Annotated in this window: 15 protein-coding genes; 10 read left to right on the plus strand and 5 right to left on the minus strand. The window is 69.8% G+C overall.

Going from position 1 to position 12,819, the window contains the following annotated elements:
* The first annotated feature begins 253 nt into the window (after positions 1-253).
* Positions 254-952 (plus strand): TetR/AcrR family transcriptional regulator, encoded by a 699-nt coding sequence (locus ACQP1K_RS13835; protein WP_433501295.1) that lies wholly within the window; start codon positions 254-256, stop codon positions 950-952.
* A 405-nt stretch (positions 953-1,357) separates the two neighbouring features.
* Here ACQP1K_RS13835 and tuf read toward each other — a convergent pair whose 3' ends face one another.
* Both tuf and ACQP1K_RS13845 read right to left on the minus strand, forming a co-directional pair.
* Complete coding sequence (gene tuf, locus ACQP1K_RS13840; RefSeq protein ID WP_433501296.1) at positions 1,358-2,524, minus strand: elongation factor Tu; 1,167 nt, start codon at positions 2,522-2,524, stop codon at positions 1,358-1,360.
* Positions 2,525-2,622: 98 nt separating this feature from the next.
* Positions 2,623-2,928: a hypothetical protein gene (locus tag ACQP1K_RS13845; protein WP_433501297.1), complete on the minus strand. Its 306-nt coding sequence runs from the start codon at positions 2,926-2,928 to the stop codon at positions 2,623-2,625.
* A 150-nt stretch (positions 2,929-3,078) separates the two neighbouring features.
* On the opposite strand from ACQP1K_RS13845, the gene ACQP1K_RS13850 reads away from it, so the two are divergent.
* Entirely contained in the window at positions 3,079-3,816 is a 738-nt protein-coding gene (locus tag ACQP1K_RS13850; RefSeq protein ID WP_433501298.1) for a hypothetical protein, read from the plus strand.
* A 114-nt stretch (positions 3,817-3,930) separates the two neighbouring features.
* On the opposite strand, the gene ACQP1K_RS13855 is transcribed toward ACQP1K_RS13850, so the two are convergent.
* Entirely contained in the window at positions 3,931-4,539 is a 609-nt protein-coding gene (locus tag ACQP1K_RS13855; protein WP_433501299.1) for a TetR/AcrR family transcriptional regulator, read from the minus strand.
* A 263-nt stretch (positions 4,540-4,802) separates the two neighbouring features.
* On the opposite strand from ACQP1K_RS13855, the gene ACQP1K_RS13860 reads away from it, so the two are divergent.
* The 4 genes from ACQP1K_RS13860 to ACQP1K_RS13875 all read left to right on the plus strand — a co-directional run bounded on the left by ACQP1K_RS13860 (position 4,803) and on the right by ACQP1K_RS13875 (position 8,391).
* Complete coding sequence (locus ACQP1K_RS13860) at positions 4,803-5,456, plus strand: NADPH-dependent F420 reductase (protein ID WP_433501300.1); 654 nt, start codon at positions 4,803-4,805, stop codon at positions 5,454-5,456.
* Positions 5,453-5,629, plus strand: coding sequence for a hypothetical protein (locus ACQP1K_RS13865; protein ID WP_433501301.1), 177 nt, complete (start codon positions 5,453-5,455; stop codon positions 5,627-5,629). The genes ACQP1K_RS13860 and ACQP1K_RS13865 overlap by 4 nt, the downstream gene beginning before the upstream one ends.
* A 409-nt stretch (positions 5,630-6,038) precedes the next feature.
* Positions 6,039-6,689, plus strand: coding sequence for a lysophospholipid acyltransferase family protein (locus tag ACQP1K_RS13870; protein WP_433501302.1), 651 nt, complete (start codon positions 6,039-6,041; stop codon positions 6,687-6,689).
* A 103-nt stretch (positions 6,690-6,792) separates the two neighbouring features.
* Positions 6,793-8,391: a penicillin-binding transpeptidase domain-containing protein gene (locus tag ACQP1K_RS13875; RefSeq protein ID WP_433501303.1), complete on the plus strand. Its 1,599-nt coding sequence runs from the start codon at positions 6,793-6,795 to the stop codon at positions 8,389-8,391.
* Between the two features lie 133 nt (positions 8,392-8,524).
* On the opposite strand, the gene ACQP1K_RS13880 is transcribed toward ACQP1K_RS13875, so the two are convergent.
* On the minus strand, positions 8,525-9,022 hold the full coding sequence (locus ACQP1K_RS13880) for a DUF1203 domain-containing protein (protein WP_433501304.1): 498 nt from the start codon (positions 9,020-9,022) through the stop codon (positions 8,525-8,527).
* 65 nt (positions 9,023-9,087) lie between these two features.
* Positions 9,088-9,375 carry a DUF3040 domain-containing protein gene (locus ACQP1K_RS13885; RefSeq protein ID WP_433501305.1) on the minus strand — a complete coding sequence of 96 codons (288 nt, stop codon included), beginning with the start codon at positions 9,373-9,375 and terminating at the stop codon, positions 9,088-9,090.
* A 134-nt stretch (positions 9,376-9,509) separates the two neighbouring features.
* Between ACQP1K_RS13885 and ACQP1K_RS13890 the strand changes: the two genes are divergently transcribed.
* From ACQP1K_RS13890 to ACQP1K_RS13905, 4 genes are all read left to right on the plus strand, one after another.
* The gene (locus ACQP1K_RS13890) at positions 9,510-10,610 is read left to right on the plus strand and encodes an Rv2578c family radical SAM protein (protein WP_433501306.1); all 1,101 of its coding nucleotides are present in this window, start codon (positions 9,510-9,512) and stop codon (positions 10,608-10,610) included.
* Between the two features lie 166 nt (positions 10,611-10,776).
* Positions 10,777-11,526 (plus strand): ATP-binding cassette domain-containing protein, encoded by a 750-nt coding sequence (locus ACQP1K_RS13895; RefSeq protein WP_433501307.1) that lies wholly within the window; start codon positions 10,777-10,779, stop codon positions 11,524-11,526.
* 90 nt (positions 11,527-11,616) lie between these two features.
* Complete coding sequence (locus ACQP1K_RS13900) at positions 11,617-12,225, plus strand: ClpP family protease (protein ID WP_433501308.1); 609 nt, start codon at positions 11,617-11,619, stop codon at positions 12,223-12,225.
* Positions 12,222-12,818, plus strand: coding sequence for a ClpP family protease (locus tag ACQP1K_RS13905; RefSeq protein WP_433501309.1), 597 nt, complete (start codon positions 12,222-12,224; stop codon positions 12,816-12,818). The genes ACQP1K_RS13900 and ACQP1K_RS13905 overlap by 4 nt, the downstream gene beginning before the upstream one ends.
* Position 12,819 lies beyond the last annotated feature (1 nt).

Genomic DNA, 12,819 nt, shown 5'->3' on the forward strand with positions numbered 1-12,819 from the left:
CCTGGCGGGCATCCCTGCGGCCACCGCGTCGTCGAGCGGGTCGAGGCCGGTCGCCCGGACCCGGATCGGGACCGCCTCCTCGGGGACCTCAGGAATGGGGGACGCCGGCGAGGACGGGCCGCTCCCGGGCGACGGGGACGTGGACGGCGCGCATGTGCTGCTCCTTGATGGGCTTATCTGACGCGGGTGCGTCGGTTACATACGCTTACCTAAGTAACGCACGTACGCCGCTTATTCCTCCAGGGGGCATGTGATGGCAGGCACATCGTCCACATCCGCGTCCACATCCGGGTCCGCGCCGCGGTTGCGCGCTGATGCCGCGCGTAACCGTGAGCTGCTCCTGGCCGCCGCTCGTGAGGCGTTCGCCGAGCACGGCCTGGACGTGTCCATGCGTCAGATCGCGGCCCGCGCGGGCGTCGCCGAGCCGACATTGCGGCGACGGTTCGCCTCCAAGGAGGAACTGGTCGCCGAGGCCTTCGAGGACAAGGTCGCCCGGTACGCCGACCTGGCACTGGCCGCCCTCGACCAGCCTGACGCCGGCGCCGCCTTCCGCTGCTTTCTGAACCAGGTGATGGAGATGCAACTCGGCGACCGCGGGTTCGCCGACGTCCTCACCATCACCTTCCCGCCCACGATGGCCTGCGAGCAGCACCGTCGCCGTTCCTACGAGGCCGTCGAGCGGCTGATCGCCCGCGCGAAGGACGACGGCGTCCTGCGGCCTGACTTCGTCGCCGAGGACATCGTTCTCGTCCTGCTGGCCCACGCGGGGGTCGTCGGCTGCGGAGGGGCGGTCGCGGGAGCCTTCTCGGCGCGGCTGCGCGCGCTCCTGCTCCAGACGTTCGGCCTTGAGCCGGTCGGGGAGTTGCCGCCGGCGCCGTCAGTGGGCCGCGTCTACCACGCCCTCATGAGGCTCCACGACCAGAAGACGACCCCGGGCAGCCCGGGCGGCTGATGCCGTGTCAGCCTGGGTTCGCCCTGTTTCGCAGGGTGTGCCGATCAAGGTGTCGCCGCGGTCTGCGTGATCGCCGCAGGCTCCGCACGTGGCCGTCGCCATCCGCCGAGGTCCACGAGGGCCACGAGGTCCGCATGGCGATCGTGGGTGATCACTTCAGCCCCACGCGGCCGACGACGGGGACAGGCGAGCGGCCAGTGGGCGGAGGCGAACGACGTCGAGATCGCCTACCACCCACTCGCCCCTCCTACTCGAATCAGATCGAGACACGATTCGCCCGCCGCGCGGGTCCATCCGCGACGGCCACGCCGAGCCGGGCGGCGTGGTCCGCCGCTACGTCACCCGGCGTACCCGCACCACCGAGAATCCCGCCACGCCGAATCGTGTCAAAGGCCTGACGCGGCGCTAGTCGAGGACGGCCAGCACCGTTCCCGCGCCGACCGTCAGTCCGCCTTCGCGGATGGCAAAGCCCAGGCCGGACTCGAGAGCCACGTCTTTACCCAGCTCCACGACCACCTCTACCGTGTCTCCCGGCCCGGCAGACGAGTCCATGACGATCCGGCCGGGTACGTCGGTGGTGCGGACGTAGAACTGTGGCCGGTAGCCGCCGGCGATGGGCCTGCGCCGCCCGCCCTCGGCCTCCGTGAGGAGATAGATCCTGGCGGTGAGGCGCCGGTGGGCGCTCTGCGAGCCGGGCGCGGCCAGCACCTGGCCCCGACGTACCTGCTCGCGCCGTACGCCACGCAACAGCACCGCGGCATTGTCGCCGGCCTCACCCCGGTCCATGGTCCTGCCGAAGGTTTCGACCCCGGTCACCACCGCGGTGAAGCCTCCGCCGAGACCGACGACCTCGACCGTGTCGCCGATCTTGACCGTACCGCGCTCGATCGCGCCGGTGACGACGGTGCCGCGGCCCGTGACGGTGAGCACGTTCTCCACCGGCATGAGGAACGGCGCGTCGACATAACGGACCGGGACCGGGATGTGGTCGTCCACCGCCTGGAGCAGCGCCTCGACGGACGCCGTCCATTCGGGGTCGCCCTCCAGCGCCCGTAGCCCGGAGACCCTGATCATGGGCACGTCGTGGTATCCGTGCTCGGCGAGCAGCTCCGTGAGCTCCAGCTCGACCAGGTCGGCCAGCTCGGGGTCGGCGCCGTCCGCCTTGTTCAGTGCGACGACCAGGTGCTCGACCCCGACCCGCTTGGCGAGCAGCACGTGCTCGCGGGTCTGCGGCATGATGCCGTCCTGTGCGGAGACCACCAGGACGGCCCCGTCGAGCTGCGCCGCACCTGTGATCATGTTCTTCACGTAGTCGGCGTGGCCGGGCATGTCCACGTGCGCGTAGTGGCGGGTGGCCGTCTCGTACTCGACGTGCGAGATGTTGATCGTGATGCCCCGCCGCGTCTCCTCCGGCGTACGGTCGATCCGCTCGAACGGCGTGTACGTCGCGCCGCCCCGCTCGGCGAGCACCTTGGTGATCGCGGCGGTCAGCGTGGTCTTGCCATGGTCGACGTGCCCCATCGTGCCGATGTTGAGGTGGGGCTTGTTCCGCACATAGGCCTGCTTGGCCATGATTCCTTCTCCGAAAGCCCGAGGTCTTGTGACCCGTGTACGGACGGGGTGGTCAACCTCTCCCCGCCGGGTCACATCAGGACTTTTACGGGAAGAGGTCAGCGCTCCAGGCCGTCGAGGACACGCTCGAACGCGCCCGCGGTGGCGGGCGTCGTCAGGAGAGCGTGGCGGAACATGAGCGTCATGGTAACCCACAGAGCAACGAGCCGCCTCAGACTATTCCGTCGCCTGGCGTCACACGGGTCGGCCATGGGGCCGAGTGATCCGCGCCGGGCCCGGCGAGGCGTCCCGTACGGCTTGGCCACGCGCCTGGTCCTCCTGGTCGGGTGCCTGGCCGCGGCGTACGGCCGCCGCCACCGTCCCTGTCGTCGCCGGGCGACCTCGTCGCGGTGGTCGTCGCCCACACCCGGCGGCAGATCGGCAGGTGCCCCGATGATGAACCCTCCGGGCCGGTGACGCGTCCCTCGGGTATGAAGAGATCGCGTTTGACCGTCATCGCGTTACTCGCGTCGTTGTGCGCCTGCGGCCAGTCCGATGCCGGTCCGATATTCGCTGTGGCCGGGACCGAGACGATCGTGTTGCCACGGGCCGATCAGCCCACAGCGCATCGGCCCACCCTGGAGCGGCTCAAGCGAGAGGCGGCGGCGTCGGGCCGGCCCCTGGAGGAGGTCGTCAAGCGGTACGCGACCCGGGTGGCCGCCACCTCATCGCCCAGGCCGACGGACTTCGAGGGTTACGACCCCGCGGTGACCGAACCGGACGTGACGATCGACGGCATTCCCTACGCCGAGCTGGTCGACCTCGGGGCCGTCGCCAAAGCGGAGGGCATCTCCTACGAGGAGGCCATCGACCGCTTCGGCTCACAGTCGTCCGACAGCCGGGTGATCGACGAACTCAACGCGGAGTTCCCCGACGAGATCTCCGGCGTCGCCTACGTCGACGACGGGCTGCGCGTCGGCTTCAAGGGCCCCGTCCCGACTCGCGCGATCGAGTCGGCCAGGACCCTCCCCATGGAGGTCACCCTGGTCGGCGGCAAGGGATTCTCGACCTCGGAGCTCCGGCGAGCCCAGGACACGATCGTCTCCTGGCTCCGATCCCGTCCCGAGGTGGCCACGATGATGGCGCACCCAGATGACGAGACCGGCCAGGTCAAGGTCACGGTTCAGCCGAGGGTGATGCCGGACGACACCGAGGCGTTCAAGCGTGGGCTTCAGCTCCCGCAGCCGGACAATCCGCACATCACCGTCGAGGTCACGATCTCCGCCGAACCGATCGCCGATCACCTGCGGTGAGGGCCACCGGTCGGCCGGAGTGGGTGTCCGCAGCGCCTTCTTCAGGGGGACCTTGGTGAACCGGCCGTAACGGCGAACAGGTGTCTCGCGAGGCGGCCGGACGCCGGGTGGTTTTCAGTGGAGCGGCCAGTTGCGCAGGGCGGCGTCGGCCATCTCCTGGAGTTCATCGTGGCCGACGCCGCTCGCGGTTTGCACGGCGATGCCGAATGCCAGGGTGGTGATGTAGCGGGCCAGGAGTCCCGGGTCGGTCTCCGGAGGCAGGTCGCCGTCGTCGACGGCTCGCTGGAACCGCTCGCGAAGGCGGGAGCAGCCGTCGTTTCGCCAGGCGGTGAGCAGGTCGCGGACGCCGCGTCCGGGGTCTCCGGTGGCCAGGGCGCCCTGGACGCCCAGGCATCCATGGGGGCGGGCGGGGCGGCTGGTGGTCCGGATGGCGCCGGTCAGGATCGCGGTGGCGACGCCGAGGGCGGTCGGCTCTTCCAGGGCCCGGTTCAGGTAGGCGCCCGGGCCCTGGGTGTAGCGCTCCAGGGCCTTGCGGAACAGTTCCTCCTTGTTGCCGAAGGCCGCGTACATGCTGGTGGCGGAGATGCCCATCGCCTCGGTCAGCCTGGCCAGGCTGGCCCCCTCGTAACCGTGCTCCCAGAAGATCAGCATGGCGCGTTCGAGTGCTTCGCCGGCGTCGAATCCTCTCGGCCGGCCGACGGGGCCGCTCTGTCTGGTCTTCACACCCCGCAGCCTACCGCTTCTGTATCGATCGTTGCAGAACGTGCTATCGTCGAATTACGCATCGATCGGTACAAAATTCGACGGAGGTCATCCACGTGGGACTGCTTGAGGGTGGGACCGCTCTCGTCACCGGCGGCAGCACAGGAACGGGCCTGGCCGGTGCCGTACGGCCGGCGGCCGAGGGCGCACACCGGCCAGTGCGAGACCGGACTCGACGCGGCCGACGACGCGACGGTCTCACCAAAGGTTGAGGTAGCGGACCAATGACAGTAATCGGCATCATCGGCGCAGGTGAGGTCGGTAGCCAGATCGCGCGTGCGGCGATCGCGAACGGCTACGACGTCGTCATCGCCAACTCACGAGGACCTGAGACTCTGCGGGACCTCATCGACGAGCTCGGCCCGTCAGCGCGTGCCGCGACCGCTGCCGGCGCTGCCGCCGCCGGTGAGTTCGCAGTCGTGGCGGTCCCCCTCAAGGTGGTCAACGACATGCCTGAGGAGGAACTGGCCGGCAAGATCGTACTCGACACGAACAACTACATGATTTGGCGCGACGGCCATATCCCGGTCATCGACTCGGGTGAGAAGACGGTCCACGAGCTGCGCCAAGAGCACCTTCCGCGATCCAAGGTCGTCAAGGCCTTCACCCACATCCAAGCTCCCCGCATCACCACCGCGGGCAGACCGGCGGGCACCCCCGGTCGCCTGGCGCTGTCGGCCTCGAGCGACTTTCCCGAAGCCGTGGAACTCGTGACGCGACTGTACGACCGGTTCGGGTTCGACACCGTGGACAACAGCCCGCTCAGCGAGTCGTGGCGCAGCGGTCCCGGTCAACCCGCGTGGATCGCGCACGAGCACCAGACCCGTTCCGAACTGATCGCCAACCTCGCCAGGGCGCGGCAGATCATCTTGAGGTGAGACTGTCCCTGGAGCACCGTCACGACCCGCAGGTCAGCGTCCCGAAGTGCCTCGCGGCGGAGGCCCCGACCTTCCGGTCGCCGGCGTCCGCGAGTTCCTCCGGAAGCCGCGCCGAGCCGGATCGGCACGCGATCTCCGTCGAACTTCCGGTACGCCGCCGGAGCCGCGGCTGACGGCCGATCCCCCGGATGGCCTGGCCGTATGGCCGGACCGGCCGGAAAATCCCCCCGGCGATATGCCAAGTCATGAGGGACCGATGGAATAACAAGGGCTGAGAGTCGGTTAGAGTCGATACCGGTCGATGTGGTCTGTGTCCCCCGGGCCGCAATTATCGCCTTCACGGAATACCGTTCGGCTGGAGCCGTGTTGTGCCTCTCGCCGAGGAGGCGACCGCCACATCGGCCTTAGCGTGGACGCCCCGCGAGACCTGGTTCTCGCGGGGCGTTCGCGTCTCACCCTCCACACGGCCGCCCCGTTGGGCGTGCCGTACAAATCTCGGCCCGGCGCGTTGCAGGTGCCCCACAGCACACGGACGTCCGCCGCGGCTTAAGGTTGACGCACGTGCCCGACCGAGGAGAGCCCGTGCTTTACCGCGCCAGCAAGATCATCAGTGTTCCGGTGATGCGCCTGCTGTGGCGGCCAAAGGTGGAGGGGGCCCGCAACGTCCCCGCGAACGGGCCGGCGATCCTCGCCTCCAACCACCTTTCCGTGCTCGACTCCTTCCTGCTTCCGGCGGTGCTGCCCCGGCCGGTGCGGTTCGTGGCCAAGAACGAATACTTCACCGGCAACCCGCTGACCGCCCTGTGGATGCGCGGCATGGGAACCGTCTCCATCGACCGGGAGAACGCCTCGGCCGCCCAGGCCATGCTCGACTCGGCGGCGGAGGTGCTGAAGGCCGGCGACCTGTTCGGCATCTACCCCGAGGGCACCCGTTCTCCCGACGGCCGCCTGTATCGCGGAAAGATCGGCGTGGCCTGGCTCACGCTGACCACCCACGCCCCGGTGATCCCGGTCGCGATGATCGGCGTCGACAAGGTGCTGCCGCCCGGGGCCTCCATTCCGCGCGTGCGCCGGATCGGCGTACGGATCGGCGAGCCGATGACGTTCACCGGCGACCCCGGCCGGGCGCGTGACCGCCGCGAGGTCACCGACCGGATCATGGAGGCCATCCAGCGGCTGTCGGGGCAGGAGTACGTCCCGATGTACGCGACGAGCGTCAAGGCGGCCGGCTGATCGCCGGCGGGATGCGCATGCCCGCCTGATCCCGTTAGGCTCAGAGATTGATCTGGACCTCAGGGGGTGTCGCGCGGTGCCGCGAAAACGTACGGTCGTGATCATGTCCGCCGCGATCGTGGTGGTGGCGGCAGCGGGGGCCGGGGGCGCCTACTACCTGCTGCACACCCGGGGAACGCCGCTGGAGACGGCGCAGCGGTTCACGTCCGCCTGGTCGCGTGGCGACTTCGCGGCCATGAAGACCGAGCTCGCGGCCCCGGCCGCGGACTTCGAAGCGGCCTATGCCGAGCTGACGAAGAACCTGCGCGCGACCGAGATCGCCGTGAGCGACATGCGCGTGAGCGAACCGGTCGACGACCGCTCCACCGCCTCCTACACGACCACGGTGAAGCTGAAGAACCTGGGCGAGTGGACCTACGAGGGCGAGCTGAAGCTCGTGGTCGAGGACCGCCACTGGAAGGTGGACTGGTCCCCGTCCGCCGTCCATCCCGCGCTGACCGGGACCAACCGTCTGGCCGTCAAGACGACCTGGCCGGCCAGGGCCGCGATCACCGACGCGAGCGGCGCGCGCATCGACGACGGCGACGACGGCGGTTCGGTCCAGCAGCTCGTCGGATTCCTCGACAAGGCCACGGCCAAGGACGTCGGGAAGCTGGGCCCCGCCTATCGGGTGGGCGACGCGGTGGGGCGCGGCGGTCTGCAGGAGACCTTCCAGCGGCGGCTCGCCGGCACGCCGACGACGGAGATCCAGGCGGTCGGCGGTGACGAGCGCGAGACCCTGCACACGCTCGAGGGCAGACCGGGCGAGGAGGTGCGCACGAGCCTCGATCCCCGCGTCCAGCGGGCAGCGGCCGACGCCGTACGCGACCTGGAGAAGCCCGCGTCCCTGGTGGCCGTCCGGCCCTCGACCGGCGAGATCCTCGCCGTCGTCAACAACAAGGGCGGCTTCAACCGGGCCCTGGACGGCCGCTATCCACCCGGATCGACGTTCAAGGCCGTCACGGCGGCGGGGCTGCTGGCCGCCGGCCTCACCCCGTCGTCGACGGTGTCCTGCCCCCGTGAGGCGAACGTCGGCGGCCTGAAGATCCGCAATTCCGACCATGAGGCGTTCGGGTCGCTGTCGTTCCTGGACTCCTACGCCCACTCGTGCAACACGACTTTCGCACCGCTGGCCGCTGCCAAGCTCGGCGCGCAGAAGCTGTACGACCTGGCGAACGACTTCGGGTTCAACCAGGCGCTGAACATCGGCGTGCCGGCGACGAAGGGCAGCATGCCCAAGGCCACCAGCGACGCCGAGCTCGCGGCCGAGTCCTTCGGCCAGGGCAGGATCACCGCCAGTCCGCTGGTGATGGCGGGGGTGGCGGCGGCGATCGCCGACGGGTCGTGGCGTCCGCCCACGCTGGTGCCGTCCCTCAAGCAGAAGTCCTCGCCCAAGCCGCTGCCCGACGGGGTCGCCGAGCAGCTCCGTTCGATGATGAAGGCGGTCGTGACCAAGGGCACCGCGCGCGGCGCCAAGCTGCCGTCCGGGACGGCGGGCAAGACCGGCACCGCCGAGTTCGGCACCGGTCCCAAGCTCGACTCGCACGCCTGGTTCGCCGGCTACCGGGGCGATCTCGCCTTCGCCGTCGTGGTCGAGGGCGGGGGCGGAGGCGGCGCGGTCGCCGCCCCCGTCGCGGCCGCCTTCCTCAGGGCCCTCGGATAGGAGGGCCCTCTGATGGGCCGGTACGGCACCGGGCGTCGTGCGGCGGGTTCCGCATCGCGATGATCGGCCCCGCCGTCACGGAGGCGGGACATGGCGTGCGCGGCACGTACGCGTGCCCGGCGGCGGGGCCCGGTCAGGATCCGGCGCTGCGGACTTCGAACAGGAAGCAGCCGAACTCCACGGCGCGGGCGTGGATCAACGCGACCTCCGGGTCGTCCAGCATCGACCCCAGCAGCGCGGACGCCGTCGCCGGATCGGCCGAGCGACGCTCGTCGACCAACCGGCCGCCGAGGATCGATCCATCGGCCCGGTAGGCGCGGAACACGCGGAGCGGCCCTCCCATCTCCTCCGGATAACCCGGTAGCGGGCTCGCGCACGGGCCGGCGTGGATGAACACGGGCCCCAGCTCCTCGTACGGACCGGGATCGGCGCCGGTTTCGGCCGCCCAGCGGCGAAGCGGCGCGTAGGAGACCAGCACGATCTCCTCGCCGGGGAGCGAGCGTCGAAGACAGCAGCGCAGCGGGCTGCCGCCCGCCATGTCGGTGATCTTCCGTGGTTCGCGGCCCGCGTCGTCCACGTTCCTCAACCGGTCCGCCACAACGGGCCCGATGGCCCGGATGTCGAAATCCATGTTTCCGAGCATCGTCCTCCCCCGACGACGAACGCTGGCGGAAACCGGCCATCGCAGTCGGCGGATCAGAGCGCGAGGGCGGCCGCGTTGTGCTGGAGAGCCATGATCAGCAGGGCCGTGATCAACACCACGATCAGCACCCAGCTCAGCGTGATGATCAGGGTGGATCGGCGTGGCCATCGGCTCCCGGCCCCGTCGGCGGACGGATCGGCCGGCCGTCGCCGGCCGCCGTGCTCCCTCCGTTCCACCCGATGGTTGAAGGACTCGATCCTGGCAGCCAATTTGGGGTCTTCGTCGGTGAGGTGCCGCTCGATCATCGCAAGCATTCGCTCTTCGTCCTGCGACCAGGCCATGGCGCAACTCTCCAGAACGCGAGGTGTGTGCCGACTTTCTGCCCATCGTTCAAGATCGTTAGCCGTTTCCAGGGACGCTATTTGCCTGGGGTTGAAACTTGCGATCGGGATCGAAATCTTGTTCTAATGGAGTTGTGCGCTGGGATCACCTACGTCTTGACGATCAAGGCCCGGACGGGCGACGGGGCGACGAACTGGAACGTTCCGATCAGCGGGACGGCGAGGCCGTGCCGCTGATCGCGCGCGGTGCGGTCGCCAGGACCTTCGACACCCCCGAGTTCCGGGGCATCACGTTCTACGAGATCCACGCGCGCTCGATCATCAATCGCGTCCCCGGCGCGAGCCGCGTTCCGTTCGAGTGGACGATCAACCCCTATCGCGGCTGCAGCCACGCCTGCGTCTACTGCTTCGCCCGGAAAACGCATGAATATCTGGATCTGGATGCGGGACGGGACTTCGACTCCAGGATCGTCGTGAAGGTGAACGCGGCCGAGCTGGTCCGCAAGGAGCTGGCCGCGCCCAAGTGGGCCGGACAGCACATCGCCATGGGCACCAACGTCGACTGCTACCAGCGGGCGGAGGGCCGCTACCGCCTGATGCGCGGCATCCTCGCCGCGCTGCGGGACGCGGCCAACCCCTTCTCCATCCTGACCAAGGGCTCGCTGATCCTGCGCGACCTCGACCTGCTCACCCAGGCGGCCGAGGTGACCGACGTCGGCACGGCCGTCTCGGTCGGCTTCGCCGACGAGGGCCTGTGGCGGCAGGTCGAACCGGGCACGCCGCATCCGCGCAAGCGGCTGGAGGTCTGCGCCACGCTCAACGACCACGGCGTCCGGTGCGGCGTGCTGATGGCCCCGATCCTTCCCTACCTCGCCGACTCCCCCGCCATGCTGTCCGACACCGTCCGGCGGATCGCCGAGGCCGGCGCCGCGCACGTCACCCCGATCGTGCTGCACCTGCGGCCCGGCGCCCGCGAATGGTTCCTGGCCTGGCTGTCCCGCGAGCATCCCCGGCTCGTTCCCCGCTACCTGGAGCTGTACGGCAGGGGCGCGTACGCCCCCAGGGCCTACCAAGAGCGGATCACCCGGCAGGTGGCCGAGCTCGCCGAGCGCCACGGGATCGGCCGCGCCACCCCGCGCGATGCCCGGCGTCCCCGATCCGATGGCACTCGAACCCGCCGTGACCGGCCCGGGCGACCGCATCGTCCCGCTTCGGAGCAGCTCACGCTCCTGTGACGTGTTCGCATAGACAACCCGCCTCCTTTACAGTGGAGATTAACTAGTTTGGGCAGGACAAATGTCCTGCCGGAAAGCGGATCGTTCGATCTACTCGGCCGGGCGGCCGGTTCCTATCGTTTCCAGCACGCGAAGCGACGAAAGCCCGGCCGTACTGCTCTCCTCGGTGACCAGGAACTTCGGTCCGGTACGCGCCGTCGACGGGATCGCGCTCACCATCCCCCGGGGTCAGACGGTCGCCCTGCTCGGTCAGAACGGAGCAGGCAAATCCACGACGATCGGTCCGCTGCTCGGCCTGCTGGCGCCCGACTCCGGACGCGCCGCCCTGTTCGGCCTCGATCCCGGCCAGGCCGTACGGCAGGGCCTGGTGGGCGCGATGCCGCAGGAGGGCGGCCTGATCGGACGGGTCACCGTACGCGAGCTGCTCACCTTCGTGGCCGGCACCTATCCCGCGCCGCTGCCGCTCGACCGGGTCCTCGAACTCGCGCTCGGCGCGGCGTTCAACAACGGCAGCGGCATCGCCGAGGACCGGGCGGCGGGATGGCTGCGCCGGCTCCGCCTCACCCCGCTGACCCCGGCCCAGGTGATCGCCGGCAAGGTCGTCACCGGCGCCATCGGGGTCGTGCCGGGCATCGCCGCCGTGCTGCTCACCGGGGCGCTGGTCAACCAGGTCACGCTCGCCCCCTGGCGGTGGCTGTCCATCGTGGGCGGGCTGTGGGTGCCGGTCAGCGGATTCCCGTCCTGGCTGCGCGCCCTCGCCGAGTGGACCCCGTCCAACGGCTACGCGTCCCTGTCCTGGCACGTCGCGTTCGGAGCGGCCCCCGGGGCGCGCGAGACGGCCATGCCGACCGCCTGGCTGGTCGTCTTCGGCCTCTACGCGATGTACGGCTACCGCCGCGCCGGCCGGACCGGCTGACGCCCGCTGAAGCGGCGGGCGGCGGCGTCCCGATCTGCCCTCAGCAGACATATCGGCGGCCGGCGGGTGCGCGGCGGTTACAAATGCGCCATGCGTGTTTCACCGAGCATGAGCTACCGAGACCGGCTGAACGAGAGGCTGTTCCAGCAGCGGACCCTGCTGTTGACCGGAGAGGTCGACGACGAGATGGCCGAGCGGGCGTGCGCCGAGATGGTGCTGCTGGCGACGGCGGACTCCGAGCGCGACATCATCCTGTACATCAACTCGCCCGGAGGGTCGGTGTCGGCCGGGCTGGCGATCTACGACACGATGAAGCTGGTCCCGAACGACGTGGTCACCGTCGCGCTCGGGTTCGCGGCGAGCATGGGGCAGGTGCTGCTGGCCTCCGGCACCCACGGCAAGCGGATCAGCCTCGCGCACAGCCGGATCATGATGCATCAGCCGTCGGCCGGCATCGGCGGCACGGCGATCGACATCGCGATCCAGTCCGAGAACCTCGAGTACATGAAGCGGCAGTCCGAGGAGATCCTCGCGGCGGAGACCGGGCGGACGGTCGAGGAGATCGCCGCCGACAGCGACCGGGACCGCTGGTTCACCCCGGAACAGGCTCGCGACTACGGCATCATCGACCAGATCGTCGACTCCTTCCACAGCCTCGCGCCGTACGCGGCGCCCAACCTGATGGGGTTCTCCTCATGAGCCAGTACATGATCCCGCACGTGGTCGAGCGGACCCCCGCCGGGGAGCGGTCGTTCGACGTCTTCAGCCGGCTGCTCAACGAGCGGATCGTCTTCCTCGGCACCGAGATCGACGACGGCGTCGCGAACGTCGTGATGGCGCAGCTGCTCCACCTGGAAGCGGAGAGCCCCGACCAGGAGATCAACCTCTACATCAACTCCCCCGGCGGGTCGCTGACGGCGATGCTCGCGATCTACGACACCATGCGGTTCCTGCGGGCGAGGGTCGCGACGTACTGCATGGGCCAGGCGGCCTCGGCCGCCGCCGTGCTGCTCGCCGCCGGCGCGCCCGGACGGCGGTTCATGCTCGCCCACTCCCGTGTGCTGCTGCACCAGCCGTACACACAGGGCCAGGGCACCATCTCCGATCTCGCTCTGCAGGCGGCCGAGGTGATGCGGGTGCGCGCGCAGACCGAGGAGATTCTCAGCGCCCACACCGGGGTCGACGTCGCCCGGCTGCGCAGGGACACCGCCCGGGACCGGGTCTTCGACGCCCGTGAGGCCGTCGAGTACGGCCTGGCCGACGAGCTGATCGTCACCCGCGAGGCGGTGTAGC

Source organism: Sphaerimonospora sp. CA-214678, assembly GCF_050942215.1.
Taxonomy (GTDB): Bacteria; Actinomycetota; Actinomycetes; order Streptosporangiales; family Streptosporangiaceae; genus Sphaerimonospora.